General features: G+C 46.0%; 14 protein-coding genes and 1 tRNA gene. 7 read left to right on the top strand and 8 right to left on the bottom strand.

The window, feature by feature from the left end; genetic code table 11:
* Window positions 1–92: 92 nt before the first annotated feature.
* Window positions 93–1,025: a hypothetical protein gene (locus MMB75_RS18430; RefSeq protein WP_019688418.1), complete on the bottom strand. Its 933-nt coding sequence runs from the start codon at window positions 1,023–1,025 to the stop codon at window positions 93–95.
* 238 nt (window positions 1,026–1,263) lie between these two features.
* Between MMB75_RS18430 and MMB75_RS18425 the strand changes: the two genes are divergently transcribed.
* Both MMB75_RS18425 and MMB75_RS18420 read left to right on the top strand, forming a co-directional pair.
* Window positions 1,264–1,337, top strand: a tRNA-Arg gene (locus tag MMB75_RS18425).
* A 215-nt stretch (window positions 1,338–1,552) separates the two neighbouring features.
* Window positions 1,553–2,317 carry an exodeoxyribonuclease III gene (locus tag MMB75_RS18420; protein ID WP_016818629.1) on the top strand — a complete coding sequence of 255 codons (765 nt, stop codon included), beginning with the start codon at window positions 1,553–1,555 and terminating at the stop codon, window positions 2,315–2,317.
* A 75-nt stretch (window positions 2,318–2,392) separates the two neighbouring features.
* Here the strand turns inward: MMB75_RS18420 and MMB75_RS18415 are convergent, their stop codons facing one another.
* The 5 genes from MMB75_RS18415 to MMB75_RS18395 form a co-directional block, all read right to left on the bottom strand.
* Entirely contained in the window at window positions 2,393–5,632 is a 3,240-nt protein-coding gene (locus MMB75_RS18415) for a hypothetical protein (RefSeq protein ID WP_019688419.1), read from the bottom strand.
* Between the two features lie 18 nt (window positions 5,633–5,650).
* Window positions 5,651–6,997: a GH1 family beta-glucosidase gene (locus MMB75_RS18410; RefSeq protein ID WP_029515190.1), complete on the bottom strand. Its 1,347-nt coding sequence runs from the start codon at window positions 6,995–6,997 to the stop codon at window positions 5,651–5,653.
* Window positions 6,998–7,020: 23 nt separating this feature from the next.
* Window positions 7,021–7,839, bottom strand: a complete 819-nt coding sequence (locus tag MMB75_RS18405) for a carbohydrate ABC transporter permease (protein WP_017427404.1) — start codon at window positions 7,837–7,839, stop codon at window positions 7,021–7,023.
* Window positions 7,839–8,732, bottom strand: a complete 894-nt coding sequence (locus MMB75_RS18400; protein WP_016818625.1) for a carbohydrate ABC transporter permease — start codon at window positions 8,730–8,732, stop codon at window positions 7,839–7,841. Before MMB75_RS18400 ends, MMB75_RS18405 begins: the two co-directional genes overlap by 1 nt.
* Window positions 8,733–8,802: 70 nt before the next feature.
* The gene (locus tag MMB75_RS18395) at window positions 8,803–10,131 is read right to left on the bottom strand and encodes an ABC transporter substrate-binding protein (RefSeq protein WP_045244840.1); all 1,329 of its coding nucleotides are present in this window, start codon (window positions 10,129–10,131) and stop codon (window positions 8,803–8,805) included.
* 295 nt (window positions 10,132–10,426) lie between these two features.
* Here MMB75_RS18395 and MMB75_RS18390 point away from each other — a divergent pair, with 295 nt between their 5' ends.
* The gene (locus MMB75_RS18390; protein WP_025365660.1) at window positions 10,427–11,467 is read left to right on the top strand and encodes a LacI family DNA-binding transcriptional regulator; all 1,041 of its coding nucleotides are present in this window, start codon (window positions 10,427–10,429) and stop codon (window positions 11,465–11,467) included.
* An 84-nt stretch (window positions 11,468–11,551) separates the two neighbouring features.
* Here MMB75_RS18390 and glpK read toward each other — a convergent pair whose 3' ends face one another.
* Window positions 11,552–13,045 (bottom strand): glycerol kinase GlpK, encoded by a 1,494-nt coding sequence (glpK, locus tag MMB75_RS18385; RefSeq protein ID WP_016818622.1) that lies wholly within the window; start codon window positions 13,043–13,045, stop codon window positions 11,552–11,554.
* Window positions 13,046–13,076: 31 nt separating this feature from the next.
* Window positions 13,077–13,901, bottom strand: a complete 825-nt coding sequence (locus MMB75_RS18380; protein WP_045244841.1) for an MIP/aquaporin family protein — start codon at window positions 13,899–13,901, stop codon at window positions 13,077–13,079.
* A gap of 318 nt (window positions 13,902–14,219) precedes the next feature.
* On the opposite strand from MMB75_RS18380, the gene MMB75_RS18375 reads away from it, so the two are divergent.
* From MMB75_RS18375 to MMB75_RS18360, 4 genes are all read left to right on the top strand, one after another.
* A complete protein-coding gene (locus MMB75_RS18375; protein WP_045244842.1) occupies window positions 14,220–15,701 on the top strand; it encodes a PTS transporter subunit EIIC in 1,482 nt (493 codons plus the stop codon).
* Window positions 15,702–15,898: 197 nt separating this feature from the next.
* Complete coding sequence (locus MMB75_RS18370) at window positions 15,899–17,188, top strand: ABC transporter substrate-binding protein (RefSeq protein WP_196300131.1); 1,290 nt, start codon at window positions 15,899–15,901, stop codon at window positions 17,186–17,188.
* A gap of 33 nt (window positions 17,189–17,221) precedes the next feature.
* Window positions 17,222–18,097 carry a carbohydrate ABC transporter permease gene (locus MMB75_RS18365; protein ID WP_016818618.1) on the top strand — a complete coding sequence of 292 codons (876 nt, stop codon included), beginning with the start codon at window positions 17,222–17,224 and terminating at the stop codon, window positions 18,095–18,097.
* 21 nt (window positions 18,098–18,118) lie between these two features.
* Window positions 18,119–18,946, top strand: coding sequence for a carbohydrate ABC transporter permease (locus MMB75_RS18360; RefSeq protein ID WP_031462092.1), 828 nt, complete (start codon window positions 18,119–18,121; stop codon window positions 18,944–18,946).
* Window positions 18,947–19,021: the final 75 nt, after the last annotated feature.

Below are 19,021 nucleotides of genomic sequence, written 5' to 3'. Positions count from 1 at the left end.
CGCACACAAAATAACCACTATAGTATATCTAACATTACTGTCTTTTTCAAGAGCAGCCCTTGAATGCTTTAACAGGTAAACGTTTCCGGTCATTAAGGAGTGTTCATTCCCGCCGCTACGAATATTCGCATCGACCGATATGCTTGCTCAAAACGGAAGCGCAGTGCATCTGTAATGCCATATATAGCGCGAGTTTCTTCTTCATTGTTGTTCCCGTTCAAACTTTCCGAAACGGTCTGATGGAGTGCTGCTGCCCAAATATCCGGCATTCCGTCCTCCTCTATCAACATTGATCTATAATCTTTAGTACCGTACACGGCCATCACAAACTGTGACCACAGCTCCTGTGCAAAATAGAATAGTGTGGGCTCATGCACTTCAGTCTGGTCAGCTACCCGTTCCAAAATACGCATAATCGCCTCTGGAAACTCATCAGGCTGTAACGGAACCGTTTCAATATCGATTTCCGTCTTTTCATCCCCTCGTCTGATTTCTATCGTCCCTTCCATTCCGCGGCGTCTCAATGTCTGTAGAACACGGAATTGGAGAAGAGGATGGATTTCCCGTTCAGTAATCCAGCGAAGCAAAGCATCGTCGATCTCCGGCAGTTCCAAGTAGGATAGCTGTTCCAAAGCTAGAATCGTCTGTTCGGATAACGGTTGATCCATAGCCATCTGCAAAAGCTTGTTACCGTAGCCTGCATCCTGTTCCTGCTTAAAACGTGCATGACGGCGAGCCAACTCAACTTCACTGACTTCGTCTTCTTCCACATTGTCCGTTACCGCTCCGCTGTCAGCATACTGTGGAAATGCAGCTTCCAACCATTGTGATAGAGCGTTCCATTCATCGTATTGTTTCTGCTCCTGTCCCTGACACTGCATCAAAAAGCGCAGCATCGCCATCGCCTCTCCGTAACGTTCGTTTTCAAGCATCACCGTAAGTTGAATTTGATAGTAGTCCAGTGTCTTCGGAAACAATACGATATTATTTTCTTTTGTCGTCACCTTGGAGTCCTTTATTTTCAAGGCACCCCCTCTCCTCCGCAAGCTAAAGTATTCGTAGATTATATGAGAAACAGCAGCCGAAGTTCAACTACTCGTCTTCAACATATTCACCTGTATTCTAACATACCCTTTTATAAGGCAAAAAAAACGATGTGTAGTCTGAATTTATGTGGTGTAGAGCCCGAATAAGCGATATATGTAAAATAAGACTTGAATCTTTTTCATCCATATGATATATTAATATTCGCTTGAATTTTATGTCCCAGTAGCTCAGCTGGATAGAGCAACGGCCTTCTAAGCCGTCGGTCGGGGGTTCGAATCCCTCCTGGGACGTATAGCCGAAGCTTCCTATTTAGGAAGCTTTTTTTATTTTCCACCCACGTAAGATCTACCATGGACGTTGGAGCCAGCATCGTATTACAACCTATTTTAATGTAGAAAAGGCTGTTTCCGTAGCGCTATTCGAGCGCTTGTCTGGGACAGCCTTTTAATCGAGGATATACCCATTACACCGCTTGACTGCGTGGAGTAGTAAGGAGTTTAATCAAATGAAATTAATATCTTGGAATGTAAATGGCTTAAGAGCCTGTGTAACCAAAGGATTCTATACTTATCTAAAAGAAACGAATGCCGATATTTTTTGCGTACAGGAAACGAAGCTTCAAGAAGGACAAATCCTCATGGAGAACATGGAGGAATACATGCAATACTGGAATTATGCTGAGAAAAAAGGGTATTCTGGCACAGCTATTTTCACCAAAATCAAGCCGCTCTCTGTGCATTATGGACTTGAAGAAAATGAAGAACCGGAGGGTCGAACCCTTACGCTGGAATTTGAAAAATTTTATCTTGTCAATGTGTACACACCGAATACCAAACGGGATTTATCCCGATTGCCATACAGGCTCGAATGGGAAGACCGTTTTCGCAACTATCTGCAACAACTAGACACTCTGAAGCCTGTCATCATTTGCGGAGACTTGAACGTGGCTCATCAGGAGATCGATCTCAAAAATGCCAAAGCCAACTACGGAAATGCTGGCTTCACGCCCGAGGAACGAGACCGCATGTCACAGCTGCTCAACGCTGGATTTATAGACACCTTCAGATATTTTTATCCTGATCGAACGGATGTTTATTCCTGGTGGTCCTATATGCCAAAGGTGAGAGAACGGAATATCGGCTGGCGGATTGATTACTTCCTCGTCTCGGAGCGGCTTCGTCCGCTTTTAATAGATGCGAGTATTGATTGCCATATTACAGGCAGTGACCACTGCCCTGTTATATTAGATTTGCAAGATATTTCCGCGTAATTCCGCACTAATACAAGAAATTAGGGTCTTAAAAAGCCGTCATGCTCCGTTTGGCAGCATGACGGCTTAAATGAATTAAAGCGATCTCTCCAGATGCACCTCGATACGAGAAACCAGCCGGTCTCTCACATCCTGCGCCTCTTTTTGGTCTAATACAGCCTGGTTTATTGTCTTCTGTTCCTCATTGCTATAATGCAGTATATACTGTTTCACTATGCAGTCCGGCGCGTAAGTATCCATGCGACTTGTATTATAATACGTCACCTGGCAGCTTCCGAGAAAGCAGAAGGTTAACTCACCTGTAGCTGTGAACAGCCAGCCTGGCAACTTGGGCTCCAGCTTCAAGGTAAGCCCCCTAGAATCATAGCCAAATGGCTGCCCGCCTGTCATCATCCATAGCCACATATGAATAAATTCTGCCGTTGATCCACTCAGCCTCGCAATATAGCCCGTTCCATGCAAACTTGCATCAGGATTAGCACTGCTAGCAATAAAGGAACTGTTTTCCAGCGTACTTCTTCCATAGATCGCAGCGTCCATAAAAGGGGGTAGCGCTTTTTGGATGTCTGCAAAAAATTCAGTGTATAGACCCACCTTTAAACACTCAAGTAAATATTTATATTCCATATGCATAAATATCGATTCATTTTCCAGCCACCCTGGCGTGAAAGCTCTGGAACGGCCCAGTTCAATCGGCTGTCCCGCCAGACTCTCATTCACCTTATACATACCCAGCTTTTTGTCGTAAAGCTCGCTCTGTCTGATAAGTCGATACAGCTTCCTCCCATTTACAATGTCGCCAGTTACTTTCATAGCCCGGGTTGGTCCTTCCAGGAAGAACGGTATATCCTTGCGTTTAAAGGAATGTATATTTACAAACAACCCCCCGTTCTCATCCTGCTGTACCTCGAATTCTTTGGCTTCATAATAAAAGAAGGTTGGGTATATCCCCTTTCCTATACGCAGAGCCTTATCCATCCCCTCTTGAATCTTACGTTCAGCCCGCTGCAAAAACTCCAGTACATCATCAAAGGATAATGCTGCTTCTGTCCCTTCAAATCCAAAGCGAACCGTTTCACGGTATGCTTCTCTAGCATCCGAAATCCGTGACCAGAAGCCATGATCGTCACTACCATTCTCAGGCTCCGCATCATTAAAATCGTGGTAGTACTCTTCAACTGCGAGCCCTAATTCTTGGATCAACCTGGCTACCTCTAGCGGTAGCCTCAGCACAAAGTCTGCCGAAAGCTTCATCTGTGCATGTATTAAAAATCTTACGAGTCGCTGTAACTCGCATAGCTCACTAAAGCCCGAAGCAAACAGCCCCGGAAGTCCGTTCATGGAATCATTCCATCCTGGTTTCCCCGCCTCCATCTCAATTCCCAAGCCTTCTGGATCTAATGTAGACAGCTTGATGGCAGCCAAGGATAGCAGCTTCTCGTACAAATTGGACTTGTAAATCTCTCCGTTGCCTCGTCCGGTTCGAACCCAGTGAACATCGCGGGTCCGCATGTGAAGTTGAGCTTTCTTCTCCTTGCTTTCTACAACCGCTCCGTACTGACGAATACGTCCGTCCTTCATCTGCACGTATTTGTTTCGGCGCGGCTGTACCCATGCGGGACTGTCGTAATACATGTACTCCCTGGCCGAGAGCAGGAGTTCTTCTTGTTTGTCTGGAAAGATACTTAAATAGCTTTCGATTAGATCCATATTATAAGTCCAATGGTCGATCCAGAAGCCTTCACCAAAATCAGCCTCATAGCATTGCTCGGAATGCTTGAGGGCTTCGGTCACAAATGTCTCTACCGTTTGCTTTAGTCCAATATTGTCATGAATGATGTGCTGAATCAGCTCGCCCGGGGTAAATGATGATTGAAAAAAAGTACACAAAGACGAATGGGCCGCCACTTCCACCTGTTCCAGCAACGGTTCGAGCTCTCGTATTTGAAAGCTACAGCCTTTTACAACAAGCGGGTTATAGCCGTCCGGCTGAATCAGGCTCATAAACAAACGAATATTAAAATCTCCGACGCCCGGGTTAAACCACACATCATTTCTCCGATTCTGGTTCGCATCGCGGAAATTACCATTCCCTTGCGAATAATACCCCGCCTGGAGTTTGAAAAAATTATAGTCTCGTTCCAGATCTCCATGCTTGCGCGAAAATACATGATACACAAAGGGTTGCTCCGTGCCATTGTCCAGCAATAATGGATAACCCCCACGTAGCAGATTATCCAGATAGCTCTGACGGCAGTACTCGTCAAACAACGGAATGGATGTCTGCGTGGCCATTCCATCCGTCAACTCTTCAACTAACGTTCTAGCTTCCTTCGCCTTTTGATCGATATAAGACATCGTTGCAATTTCTGTAATCCGTTCATTGATCAATTGAATATCATTCACATGCCCGATGACCGAACAGTAATTTACAGCTGCACCTGCCGCCAGTCGTGCCGCATAACCGCTAAACCCACAAGGCACTTTATTCGTCGTCACTGGCTGCTGTGATATCAGGTCTTCGACACGTGTATGGATAAAGCAGTCAGGGAAGGTCAGGGACGTATTTTCACCAAATATAATGGATGGATCGACAATGGGACGTACTAGTCTGGCCTTGCCATCCTGCTCCACAAAGCTATACATAAAATGTCCCACCTCAATCTGATGGACCTCACTTGTATCCGCTGTACTTCCACGTACCTTATAGTAAGGTATGCTGTTATTGAGGTTATACACATCCATCCAGCTTTTCAGTGTATATCCAAGCTCCTTGTAAGCCGTATTGTCAATACCGAAGGGCAGCACAGCCGGCATGCCGTCCAGCACCTCCAGCTCAAGTTCTTGATCGGAATGATTGACAATCTCAACCTTGCGCACCAAAGCAGCGTAGCTTTCATGAGGAAGCGTAAAATATTGCACACGCACCTCCAGCCCTATATCTGGATGAGAGCTATTAATTTCCAGCATATGGCGGGATATTAACATTTTTTGTTGCTCATGCTCTAAAGGACGCACAGCCGAAAACGGCTCCATATAGCTCCACTCATCCTGCCTTTTTACCTTTAAAAAGGTACGGAAGCCATGGATCGGTACGAGGCTATAGCTGCGGTTAGCCGGAAAAAATTCCATAATCGCTCCATTTTTATCCTCCACACCAAAGCTCGCAATTCCTTGTCCACGATTAACATAATACGCCCACAGGGGAATCCCCTGAACACCAGCAATGCCGGGCAAGAAACTGGAAAAGGGCTTGGCATGCGCAAAATTTTCAATCACAAAACGTCCTTGATTGTCAAAATAATACGGCTGCATCGTATCCCCCTTTTCTATTTAAAACCCGTTCTTCGCCATCATTTGCTTGAACCATAGCGCACTTTGTTTGGGAGTCCGTTCCTGCGTCTCGTAATTGATATGCACAATGCCAAAACGCTTGCTGTAGCCCCAGGCCCATTCAAAGTTATCAAGGAAAGACCAGACAAAATACCCCTTGAGCTGACCTCCCTCTTCAATGAAGCGATGACAGGCCTTTAAATGCTCTTCAATATAGCGCTGACGCCCGGTATCCTCAATCTGTCCATTTACCAGTTCATCCCTCATCGCTGCTCCATTTTCCGTAATCAGAATGGGCAAGCCCTTGCTAAAATCCTTCTCAATCCGTGTCAGCAGCTTATAAAAAGATTCAGGGTGAATCTCCCATCCCATGTCCGTTACTGGCTCCTCCATGTGAACCTGCTCTACTTGCAGCAACGAAGCGTCGTTCGTTGATCGAATGATGCTACGGGTATAATAGTTAATGCCCAAAAAATCCCCCGGTTGCTGAATCAGCTCCATATCACCAGGCTGTACAAAATCCAATCCATTCAGATACGTTCCGTACCATTCCACCATATCTTCAGGATACTTTCCGTTAAACAATGGCTCCGCAAACCAACGATTAATAAAGCCATCTCTTCTAATGGCAGCAGCCACGTCCTCGGGTCGCTCGGAAGCCGCATCCACATGTTCCATGTTCAACGTAATGCCAATCTTACCCGTTAACCCTTTCTCCTTGTGCAAATTGCTGGCAATCCCATGACACATCAGAATATGATGGGCGGCAGTAAAGGCTTCCCTCCAGTTCTCATGGCCAGGGGCATGCTCTCCTGTACCATAGCCCAAAATAGAGGCGCAATAAGGCTCATTGATCGTATTCCACCAGTTTATCCGCTCGCCGAATCGATCCATGATTACAGAGGCATACGTTTTAAAATGTTGGATAGTCTCTCGCTGTGTCCATCCACCCTCGTCCTCAATCCACTGCGGTAGATCCCAATGATACAGCGTCAGCATCGGGATCAGTCCAGCCAACTCAATCTCATCCAGCAGATGCTCGTAGAAGAGCAACCCCTCTTCGTTAATAATGCCAGCCGCGGGCATAATACGTGGCCAAGCTACAGAAAAACGATAATGTAAAAAACCAAGCTGTTTCATTAATTGCACGTCTTCTTTAAAGTGGTGAAAATGATCACATGCTACATCTCCACAGTCCCCTCCGATTACCTTCCCGGGGATTTGACAAAAAGTATCCCAAATGGAGGGCGTTCTGCCGCCCTCATCTGTACCCCCTTCAATTTGATAAGAAGAGGTTGAAGTTCCCCACATAAACGTGGCAGGAAATATAAAGGTATTCTCGCTCATACTCGGTACCGTCCTTTCAGGAATCAAGACTTCACAGCTCCAGCCATTGCACCGCCGACAATAAAGCGCTGGAGGAAAATATACAAAATAACCAGCGGTAGTGTAACAATCAAGATACCGCAAGCAAGCAGCGGCCAGTTGTTCATGTATTGTCCATAGAAAGAGAACAGTCCCTTGGTCACTGGCTGATAGGCGGGATCAGACAAATAAATGGTAGGACCTATAATGTCGTTCCATGCACCAATGGCTGTCAAAATGATGCCTGTCGCCAACACGGGCTTCATCAGTGGTACAAGAATCGTGAACAAATAACGTGAATAACCGCATCCGTCCATTGCAGCCGCTTCATCCAGCTCTCGGGAGACAGACTTGATATACCCCACAAACATCAGGAAAGCGATGCCGGTACCTGTCGTTTTCAGCAAAATAAAACCAAGCTGTGTATTGTACAGTCCCAGACTATTAATAAGGGCAAATTGCGGAATTAGCGGATTGGGGAGATACATGGAAATCAGGAAAAACACATAAAAGAAGGTGCTGAACTTAACATATCCCCGTGCTAGCGGAAAGGCGGCAAACACGGATATAATCAGGGTTAATAACGTAGAAACTCCTGTATACAAAATACTGTTCCACATATATTGAGAGAAATTCCCTTTATCCCAAGCATCCATGAAATTCTCCAAACGCAGACCCTTGGCTAACGCTACAGGATCCATCAAATACTCGCTTTGCGTCTTCATCGATACATTAAAAAGGTAGAAAAGCGGGAGTACATATAACGAAAGCATGAGCAGTACGATGGTGTAGCTCACTATTTTGGTTCCTTTGCTACTGCTCATTACATTTCCACCTCTCTTCTGCGCAAGTAATAAAGTGCAATCATTGATACCGTAAACACGAATACAAACTGGATCATCGCAACTGCGGAAGCAAGACCATAATCTGATGTCCCGGAGCCAAAGGCTGTGGCATATACATCAAATGCAAGTGTCGTCGTGTTGAATTTACCCCCTGTCAGCACATAAATAATGTCAAAGGTTTGCAAGGCGCCGATAATGGATAGCAGCATATTGACGGTAAAGGACGGTGCAATCATTGGAAAGGTAATATTTTTGAACGCTTTCCATCCAGAAGCGCCGTCCATATATCCCGCTTCATATAAGTCACTAGGAATGGATTGGAGTCCAGCTAAGAAAATAGTCATCGAGTAACCCATGTACATCCAAATTTGCACAAAAATGACCAATTCAAATGCAATATCATAATCCCCAAAGAAGTTGGAGCTGGTTCCAAAAAAGTTCAGCAATGCTTGCGCAGGACCGCCAAGCGGATTGGCAAGCAACTGCCAGATCAGACCGGATACCGTTACCCCGAGCACAACGGGCAGAAAAAATACAGAGCGATATAACACATCACCTTTGAGCTTTTTATTAATAAGGATAGCCATGAATAGCCCAACTGCGTTTTGGATCACAACCACCGCTACGGCAAAATATAAGGAACGGCCAATGGAAGCAATACGATCTCCAGAATCGGAGGAGGTGAAAAAGGTCGTGTAATTCTCAAATCCGATAAAATTCCACGTCTGTCCCGGAACCCCGGTAGCATCTGTAAAGGAAAAAAGCACGGTTACCATAGAGGGTCCAAAACCAAGAAGCAAATAGAGCAGCACCGGAATACTCAGCAGAAGATAGGGCATTATCCGGGCTGCACCCTTTCCAAAGGGATACATGGGTCTCACACCTTTTCACATTATTATGGGAGCTTTGCAGTTACCATTGTGTTCATGTAAAATCTATGGATTATTTAGGGGCTGCCGCATCCCAGTCTGCTTGAGATTTCTGCGCAAGCTCCAAAGGCGTTTTTAACGGACCGGCAGGCGCCAAAAATTCCGCATGTACACTGGCTTCCTTAATGTACTGTCCAACATTCTTACGATTGATAAACAGCTGATCCCAAGAGAGCTTGAAGTTTTCCAGTGAAGGCTGGATTTCATTAACGAAATCGCTGCTTATCTTCACATCAGACTGTGTTGGCAAAAATCCAGCAGCATTCACAAAATCCGTGTAGTTCTGTTTCTCAGAGAGCATTTCAAGCCATTTGATCGCATACTCCTTGTTTGGTGACTTTTCTAGTACCATCCAGGTCATATCATACTTGCCTGCCAGGTTTTTATTTTTGGCGGGGTCGTTACTGCCCGGAATCGGGAAATAACCAAATTTCAGCTCTGGATTGGCTGTCTGAATCGTAGTTGCATCCCACGTACCATCCGCTATCATAGCTACACGCCCTGAAGCAAACAAACTTGGCAAGGTGCCATAGTCAATTCCCATAAATCCACCAATGGCATTGTTCATCAAAATTTGTGATTTTTCCAGCACCTCAAGCTGGACAGGGTCAGTCAGTTTTGTTTTACCTATCCACAACCCTTTGATGTATTCCAACTGATCATCATGGATAGAGACCTGAAGCCCTTGGACAGCAAGGTTGATAGGCCATACATCTTTACCGCCGAAACCAATCGGTTCTACACCGTTATCCTTGAGCACCTTCATAACATTCACCAGTTCGTCCCATGTCGTGGGCACAGCAAGATTATATTTTTCAAAAATCTCTTTGTTGTAAAACAGACCTGTCAGTGCTACCTTCCCCATGTTTACACCGTATACCTTGTCGTTATAGGTCATGGCATTTTTGACATCTGTAGGATTATAGTTTTTGATAAAAGCTTGATCTGACAGATCTGCAATGAGTCCTCCCTCGATCCACTGCTTCCACATCGGATCAGCAGCTCCCTTAGACCATTCCTGCGGTGCGCCTACGAAGCTGAATTTCAGAGGAATAATATCTGCATCACCGGTTGAACCCGCATTCATACGCGTTTGCATCAGTTGATCATAAGTGGAATCAGCAGGAACCGTCGTATACTCCACCTGAACATCAGGATACTTCTCTTCAAACTTTTTATTAAATTCCTTTATATAGTTATTAATATTCTCCTGCTGCCAATGAATAATTTTTAACGTGACCTTTTTATTCCCGTTCTGCCCAGCTTCGTTACCTTTACCGCAAGCGGCTAATACCACGATTAAAGCGGTTACAACAAGTAAAGAAAAACACTTTTTCAGCATTGCAAAATTCCCCCTGTAATCTTAGAATAAAATGCACTCACTCTCACGAAAGCGGTTTAGTTAATTACAGCTACTATTATGTATCGAATAGCCTGTATTTGTAAATAGCAATTTGTAAATTATCAAAAAATCATTAACTATCGTTAAATCAAACTTCATTATCCATAATATATTAGGATTAATCCTTTAATAGCACGGTTGACTCTCTTCTATGAGGTAGCATAGAATACGAGTAATCATTAATTTTAGAATGCAAGGTCAAATGAACTAAATCAGTTTAGTTGCGGAGGATTCCATGAATATAAAAACAATAGCTAGCATGGCAGGCGTTTCAGTAGCAACGGTTTCGAAGATCATAAACAATTACACAGATATCAGTGAGGAAACCCGGCAGCGAGTACTCAAAATTATGGAGGAGACAGGCTATAGACCTTCTTCCTCGGCTAAAACGCTTGCTACCAAAAAATCCAATCTGGTAGGCGTTATATTCGCTGGCAAGCTGAATGTCGATTTTAGCCATCCTTTTTTTGTAGACATCATTAATGTTTTCAAAAAGCAGATTGGCTTGCTCGGTTACGACCTGCTGTTTTTTTCGAATGAGAAATTTCTGGATAATGGAGAGGACTATTTGGCTCGCTCAAAATATTTCTCAGTGGACGGGTGCATTATTATTGCTGGAGACGAAGTGGAGAAGAGTGTTTTTGATCTCGATGCCAGCCCTATCCCCTGCATCGGTGTCGATATCGAATTAACCGGAGCCAGTTCCTGCTATATCATGTCCGACAATCAGAAGATTTCAATGAAAGTTGTTGAGCATTTTTACATGAATGGATACCGCGAAATGGGTTTTATAGGCATAGAACGCCCCTCCTTGGTTATTAAAGAGAGAGAAGAAGCTTTTATCTCATCACTAAAGCGGTTTAGCCTTGATGTCAGACCGGAATGGATCGTGTATGGCAAGGACTATGCAGCAGAGGATGGATACCAGATCGCAAAGGCGTGGATAGAGCAAGAAAATTTACCAAGAGCTATTTTTGCGGCTACCGACCTGCTTGCCTTTGGTGCCATCCGTGCTTTCAAGGAGAGCGGCTTGAGGGTACCCGAGGATATTGCCGTAGTAGGATGTGATGATATTGAAGCCTGTCGTTATACCGATCCTCCACTGACGACTGTGAAACAAGATAAGCAAAAAATAGGTCGTCTGGCCGCTATGGTGCTGTTTGACCTGATGAATAAACAAATGGATACGAAATGTATTAAAGTGGAGCCCGAACTCGTCATTCGCACCTCCTGCGGAGCCCGGCAACATTGGAACCCTACAAGGGTTGAGGGATAGCACATACCTAAAAAAGGTGACTCCTGTCGAATACAGAAGTCACCTTTTTGCAGTTATATAACAAGAGCCCTTTCGTTTAAGCCATTATTTGTAGGCCATCGTCGCATTCACGGCCTTTTTCCAGCCTTCATACAGGCTGTCACGTGTTGCTTCATCCATCGTAGGGGTAAAAGAAGTTTCCACTCTCACTCGCTTACGAAGTTCATCTGTACTCTTCCAGTATCCTATCGCCAACCCTGCCAGACACGCGGCCCCCAGCGCCGTTGTCTCATGGATAACTGGCCGTTCCACCGTCGCATCCAGAATATCGCTCTGGAATTGCATAAGGAAATTGTTCAACACGGCTCCTCCATCCACTCGCAACATCTTCACCGTAATTCCTGAATCAATCTCCATGGCTGTAAGCACATCCTTGGTCTGATAAGCGAGCGACTCCAGGGTGGCACGGATAAAATGCTCCTTCGTGGTCCCACGTGTCAGACCAAACATCGCTCCACGCACCTCGCTATCCCAGTAGGGGCTGCCCAGCCCGACAAAAGCGGGTACAAGATATACTCCTTCTGTGGAGGAAACACGGGCCGCATAAGGCTCACTGTCCTTCGCTTCACGGAACATGCGCAGCCCATCTCGCAGCCACTGGATCGCAGAGCCCGCAACAAACACACTCCCTTCAAGTGCGTATTGCACTTTGCCTTCCTCCAGCCCCCAAGCGATGGTCGTGATCAGACCGTGCTTGGATTCAACCGGCTGATCTCCCGTATTCATCAACATGAAGCAACCTGTACCGTAAGTGTTTTTGATCATTCCTTTTTCGTAACAAGCCTGACCGAACAAGGCTGCCTGCTGGTCACCCGCTGCACCGGCGATCGGTACATTCTGACCAAAAAAATGATAATCCACGGTGTGCGCATATACCTCGGAAGAAGGCCTTACCTCGGGCAGCATGATTTTCGGAACTCCCAGAATATCCAGTAGCTCTTCATCCCACTTTAGCTCATAAATATTGTACATCAGCGTTCTGGCCGCATTGGAGTAGTCTGTTACATGGGCCTTTCCGCCGGATAGTTTCCAGATTAGCCACGAGTCAATCGTACCAAATAATAAGTCACCTCGTTCCGCTCTTTCCCGCGCTCCTTCTACATGGTCCAGTATCCACTTTACTTTAGTGCCTGAAAAATACGGATCGATCAATAGCCCTGTTTTGCTGTGAAACAACTCCTCATGCCCTTGCCGCTTCAGTTCTTCGCAAATATCCGAGGTTTGGCGTGATTGCCATACGAGTACGTTATACACGGGTAATCCGGTATTTTTGTCCCACACGGCCACCGATTCTCGCTGATTGGTAATGCCGATGGCAGCAATTTGTTTTGCTTTTACACCGGATTCGGAAAGACAGGAGGCAATAACGCCCAGAATAGAACTCCAGATTTCATTCGCATTCTGCTCTACCCAGCCGGGGTGAGGAAAATATTGCGGAAATTCCCGCTGGGCCGAGTACACCACATCTCCTTCGCTATTGAACAAAATCGCTCTTGAACTTGTCGTTCCCTGGTCTAGTGACAAAATATATTTTCCCATGTTCATCTCTCCCCGTGTAAATCCATCGTTTTTACGCTGTAAGCTTGTGATCCATTTTATGATTTTTATAAATACGACTAATACCGAAGGTAATCAAGAGTACAACCACGATAACCCCTAATAAAATCCAGAAGGCCGGAGTCATACTCCCCTTAAAAACGGCCTGATAAAACGGCCCTGCGAAAGATCCCCCCAATAGCGGTCCTACAATGGGCACCCATGCATATTTCCAGTTGGATGCTCCCTTACCGGGTATCGGTAGTAAATAATGCATCAGACGCGGCCCAAAATCCCTCGCTGGATTGATGGCATAGCCCGTTGTGCCTCCAAGGGATAAACCGATACTGACAACCAAAAAACCAACAATTAGCGGTTTAAGGCCGTCTGTAAACGAATTGGCACCAAACGACAGTAAAGCAAGAACAAAGATAAAAGTACCTATCATTTCACTAAGCACGTTACCAAACGGATGATCAATAGCTGGTCCTGTCGCAAATACACTGAGTTTGGCTGCTGTGTCCTCCGTCTCTTTCCAGTGGGGCCAATAATGCAAAATGACGATCACTGCACCCGCCATGGCTCCAAGAACCTGAGCCACAATATAACCGGGAACATCCTGCCATGGAAAACTACCCTGAAATGCCAACGCGAGTGTAACTGCGGGATTCAAATGCGCTCCGCTGATTTGGCCCACCGCATACACCCCAATAGCTACCGCGAGCCCCCACCCCAATCCGACCACAATCCAGCCGGAAGCGTGGGCAAAAGACTTTTTCAGGGACACCCCTGCGCACACTCCGCCACCTAGGGCAATAAGAATCATTGTCCCTATGAATTCGGCTGCGTATGGCGACATACAACCAACCTCCTCAATAGATCATCCGATTTTGATCGTTTTCATCGCGCAAAAAAAAGAAAAGCCATCACAAACCAACCCTGTGCTGTAACATGGGATGTCTGCGTGGCTCTCTTGTCTCCGTCACGATTATTAACTTAAATTTGATATTATATAAGCATGTAAGCGATGTCAACTGCGGATTTACGTCTTCTGATATCCTAAAATAATCGTTGACCATGTTAGATTGCCCGATTTATGATGTAAAAAAATGGCTGAATGTAAGGATTTCAGGATGAATACGACACTCCCAAACTTGATGATGAAGGGAAGAATGTTATGCTGAAATTTCTGCAAAAAATTGGCAAGTCATTAATGCTTCCAGTAGCTACATTACCCGCCGCAGGGATTTTGCAAGGGCTGGCTCTCATTAATTATGAAACGGATATTCCGCTTGGCCCTGGAGTTGGTGGATTTCTGAATCATTATGTCACTCCTTTTCTGAATGAAGGGGCGGGTGCTATCTTTGGCAATCTGGCGCTCATTTTCTCCATCGGTGTTACTATTGGTCTGGCAGGCGACGCGGTAGCCGCACTTTCGGCAGTCATTGCCTATTTGGTGCTGACCCGTATTTTGGCGGCCGTACCGGGTATATTTGCGTATATTCCAGACGACGTCAAGCTGGACATGGGCGTATTGGGCGGTATTTTTATCGGCGGATGGTCCGCTTATCTGTTTAAAAAATATCATAATATTCAACTTCCAGATTGGCTCGGCTTTTTTTCGGGCAAACGTTTTGTCCCCATGATTACAGCCTTCACGACCATGATTTTAGCCATTCTGCTCGGCATGATCTGGAGTCCGATACAAGATGGCATTGCAGCCTTCGGCAACTGGATTGTTGGCTTTGGTGGAATCGGGTCAATGGTGTTCATGATTGCCAATCGACTGCTGATCCCGCTCGGTCTGCATCATGTGCTGAACTCGATCGCATGGTTTCAAATTGGGGACTATACCAACGCTGCAGGTGAAGTTGTTCATGGTGACCTGACGCGTTTTTTCGCAGGCGATACATCGGCGGGTATGTTCATGTCCGGCTTCTTCCCCATTATGATGTTCGCTCTGCCAGCGGCGGCTCTTGCATTCATCCATACGGCCAAGCCGGAAAAACGTAAAGCTGTCGCTTCCATCTTTATCGGTTCTGCGCTGGCGTCGTTCCTGACCGGTATTACTGAGCCTCTCGAATTTTCTTTTATGTTCATTGCACCTCTGCTTTACGGCATTCATGCTCTGCTAACAGGTCTGAGCGGCCTAGTCGTATACCTACTGGATGTCAAACTCGGCTTTTCCTTTTCAGCAGGACTCATTGACTATCTGGTCAATATGAAGCTCTCCACCCACCCATTGCGAATGATCCCGATTGGGCTTGTCTTCGCCCTCATCTATTATTTTCTGTTCCGCTTCATCATCCTCAAATTCAACCTAAAGACTCCCGGGCGCGAAGACGATGTAGATGACACCCTTCTATTTGAGGCTAACAAATCCATACCCGTTGGAAAAGCAAGCGCCTCATCCGGCACCCAGTCCAGTCAGGCAGGCCAGGTCCTAACCTATCTCGGCGGTTCAGACAATATCCAAAGCATTGATGCCTGCATCACGCGGCTGCGTCTTGTCGTCAAGGACGACAAAGCGGTTAACGATCAAGCTCTTAAGCAGCTCGGAGCGTCAGGAATTATCAGGCTTGGGAACGGTACCCTACAGGTTATTTTCGGTACTCGATCTGAAGCTCTGAAAGATGAGATACAACGATTGATGTCATGAAGCTAATCCCATGCCTTAAGCACGTGCGATCTTCCTATAGCAGACGCACGTGCTTTTTTTTATGGATAAACGTTTCAAATTTTTTGTTTTTGGTTAAGGCAATGCACATAAATGGGTAACAGCTTCATATGATGGAGCTAAACCATTTACAACTTGTTCAGCAGGCAGATTATTCAGACAGCAAGGAGGGAAATGATGTGAAGACAGTACAATGGCAATGGCTGGTATTATGTCTTGCTTTTATCACTATGATTAGTGGTTGTAGTGGGTCCCTATCCTCTAAAGGTCAATCATCTGAAGCTAATTTGTCAAACAGCAAAAAGATAACGCTTACATTGTGGTACTGGAACCGTTCTATTGACGATGAATTGCTCGTCCAGGCAGAAAAACAGTTTCCCAACATTGAATTAAAAACTCAAAAAATAGGCGGTGACTTTAAAGCCAAGCTGAAGACAACGCTCGCAGCTCGTTCCGGTGAACCGGACATCGTAGCTCTGAACGACTGGATGGTGGAACTATTCCCGAGTGCAGATCGTTTTTATGATCTAAAGGAACTCGGAGCAGACCGACTGAAGGATCAATATTTGGAATGGAAATGGAATCAGGGCATCACTCCTGATGGTAAAATGATTGCATTTCCCATGGATACTGGGCCTACCGCCCTCTTCTATCGAAGCGACCTGTTTGAACAGGCAGGCTTGCCAAGTGATCCTGAACAGGTCAGCGCCTCGATCCGCACATGGGATGATTATATGGCAGCCGGAGAACAACTTCGGCAGAAATTCGGAAGCCATTCATTTTTGGCCGATAATATTGTAAACGTTTACAATCAGGTACTCGCTCAACATACGAACCTGTACTTCAAGCCGGACGGAAGTTATATCGGCAATCAATCTCCTGACATCCGCCTGGGCTGGAAAACCGCTGTGGATTTCCACAGGAAGCATCTGCTCGCCAATGCAGATGGCTGGACTCCTGAATGGAATGCTTCGGTCAATAACGGCAAAATCGCCTCGTTCGTAGGGGCAATCTGGATGAAGCAAGTTCTCACAGAAGCCGCACCGGATACAGCGGGCAAATGGAGAGTCGCCCGTGCTCCTGGAGGAGACGGAAATCTGGGAGGGTCTTTCATCTCTATCCTCAAATCTAGCCAACACCCCAAAGAAGCCTTTGAAGTTCTGACCTGGCTGCAAAGCCCGGAACACCAACTGGAAGCCTACCATAAAATCGGCCTGTTCCCATCCACTCCCGGCGTCTATGACGATCCAGTCATGGAGACACCCGAGCCTTTCTTTGGTGGTCAGGCCACTGGCCTCATTTTTGCCGCCTCCGCACGTCAGGTGAAAAATAGCTATTTCGGCGAGCGCTATCCTGTCATCCACGGCATTGTAACCCGTCGTCTTGCCAATGTGGCCAAACAAAATGCCGATCCCGACTCATTATGGACGGAAACAATGCAACGAATTGAACGGGAATTACAGCGTTAAAAAACAAAACTTCAAAAAAGGCGTGTGGACAATATGCTGAGAGAAATCTGGAAGCACCGGGCCGTTTATGCTGCGATCTCGCCATTTTATTTGCTGTTTGGCATCTTTGGCTTGTTTCCGATTGGCTTTTCATTGTACCTGGCGTTTCACAAATGGGACGGGATCGGAGACATGACCTACAACGGCTGGGGCAACTTTCGTTACCTTGTGACAGACAACGAATTTTGGCAGGCTGTAGGTAATACGTTTGTGATCTGGGTGTACGCCACGATTCCAATGCTATTTCTAGCACTCATTGTTGCCTTTCTGCTTTATGCCCCTTTTGTGAAAATGCGCACCTTATGGCGAGTTGGATTCTTCCTGCCCAATGTGACATCTATTGTTGCTGTTGCCATCATCTTTGGCGCCTTATTTGCCAACAATTTTGGATTTCTCAACTACCTTTTGCAGCTCTTGGGGCTACCTATGATCCAATGGCTGAATGTGCCATGGGGTATCCAAATCGCCATTTCTTCCATGGTCGTCTGGAGATGGATGGGTTACAACGCCATTATCTATCTGGCTGGGCTCCAGAGTATCCCACATGTGCTGTATGAGGCCGCCAAAATAGACGGGGCAACCGGAGCGCAAGCTTTTTTCCGCATCACCATTCCGATGCTGCGCCCAGTCATTCTGTTTACGGTCATTACGTCCACCATCGGTGGGATGCAGCTGTTCACCGAGCCACAGGTCCTGGTCGGTAATGACGGCGGTGCCGGGGCAAGTGGCATGACCATCGTTTTATACCTGTACCGCGAGTCGTTCATTAACAACTATTTTGGATATGGCGCTGCTGTCGGATGGGGCATGTTTCTCATCATTGCTCTATTCTCCATCATCAATTGGAAACTCGTTCAAGGTAAAAAATAACGATGGAAGGAGCTTTACCACATGATGCAGACACGTGCAAAATCCATTGTTTTATATGCTGGGCTGTTGGTAGGTATCATCCTGTCGATGTTTCCATTTTACTGGCTAATCGTCATGGCAACCCGTACAACCTCAGACATCTATCGTTTTCCGCCACAATTGTGGTTCGGCAGCCACTTCCTGGATAACATCACGAGAGTATTGCAGCAGATTGATTTTGCCGGCGCCTTTTTGAATACCCTTTTTGTAGCCAGTTCGATTACCCTATTGGTGCTGTTTTTTGATTCACTGGCCGGTTTTGCATTCGCAAAGTTTGATTTTCCGGGCAAAAAGGTGCTATTCGTCATTCTGCTAGCTACAATGATGGTCCCTTCACAACTTTCGCTCGTCCCCTCCTTTGTCATGATGGCTTCCTTTGGATGGGTAGGTACGTTCAAAGCGCTCATCATCCCGGGTATGGTAAATGCCTTCGGGATTTTCTGGATTCGTCAGTATGCAGAAGAATCTATTCCCAAGGAGCTCCTGGATGCGGGGCGTATGGACGGGTGCAGCTTTTTTCGGCTGTACTGGAATGTAGCACTGCCGATTTTACGCCCTGCGTTCGCTTTTCTCGGCGCATTTACCTTTATAGGAGCTTGGAATGATTACTTATGGCCATTAATCGTTTTAACGGATGAGCGCAAATTCACCCTCCAGATTGCATTGTCGCAGTTGAACGGGATTTACAATACGGATTATGCGATGGTCATTGCTGGCACCCTGCTGGCTGTACTTCCTCTTATTATTTTGTTTCTTTTCATCAGCCGCCAATTTATTTCCGATCTTGCCGCTGGAGCGATCAAAGATTAGCCTTCACTTGATTCCCCTTATTCTTTTCATGTATAATGGTTAATCGTCATTTCAAATAGCTCACATGGCCAAGTC

Origin of the sequence: Paenibacillus sp. P2(2022) (assembly GCF_029522175.1) — a bacterium.
Lineage (GTDB): Bacteria > Bacillota > Bacilli > Paenibacillales > Paenibacillaceae > Paenibacillus > Paenibacillus polymyxa.
Note: the sequence above shows the minus strand (reverse complement) of the source record. Positions and strands in the feature narration are given on the sequence as shown.

Bases quoted from the DNA above. Each gene is read 5' to 3' on its own strand.
- MMB75_RS18420 (WP_016818629.1), top strand. From the start codon at position 1,553: ATGAAATTAATATCTTGGAATGTAAATGGCTTAAGAGCCTGTGTAACC.
- MMB75_RS18415 (WP_019688419.1), bottom strand. From the start codon at position 5,632: ATGCAGCCGTATTATTTTGACAATCAAGGACGTTTTGTGATTGAAAAT.
- MMB75_RS18410 (WP_029515190.1), bottom strand. From the start codon at position 6,997: ATGAGCGAGAATACCTTTATATTTCCTGCCACGTTTATGTGGGGAACT.
- MMB75_RS18405 (WP_017427404.1), bottom strand. From the start codon at position 7,839: ATGAGCAGTAGCAAAGGAACCAAAATAGTGAGCTACACCATCGTACTG.
- MMB75_RS18400 (WP_016818625.1), bottom strand. From the start codon at position 8,732: ATGTATCCCTTTGGAAAGGGTGCAGCCCGGATAATGCCCTATCTTCTG.
- MMB75_RS18395 (WP_045244840.1), bottom strand. From the start codon at position 10,131: ATGCTGAAAAAGTGTTTTTCTTTACTTGTTGTAACCGCTTTAATCGTG.
- MMB75_RS18390 (WP_025365660.1), top strand. From the start codon at position 10,427: ATGAATATAAAAACAATAGCTAGCATGGCAGGCGTTTCAGTAGCAACG.
- glpK (WP_016818622.1), bottom strand. From the start codon at position 13,045: ATGGGAAAATATATTTTGTCACTAGACCAGGGAACGACAAGTTCAAGA.
- MMB75_RS18380 (WP_045244841.1), bottom strand. From the start codon at position 13,901: ATGTCGCCATACGCAGCCGAATTCATAGGGACAATGATTCTTATTGCC.
- MMB75_RS18375 (WP_045244842.1), top strand. From the start codon at position 14,220: ATGCTGAAATTTCTGCAAAAAATTGGCAAGTCATTAATGCTTCCAGTA.
- MMB75_RS18365 (WP_016818618.1), top strand. From the start codon at position 17,222: ATGCTGAGAGAAATCTGGAAGCACCGGGCCGTTTATGCTGCGATCTCG.
- MMB75_RS18360 (WP_031462092.1), top strand. From the start codon at position 18,119: ATGATGCAGACACGTGCAAAATCCATTGTTTTATATGCTGGGCTGTTG.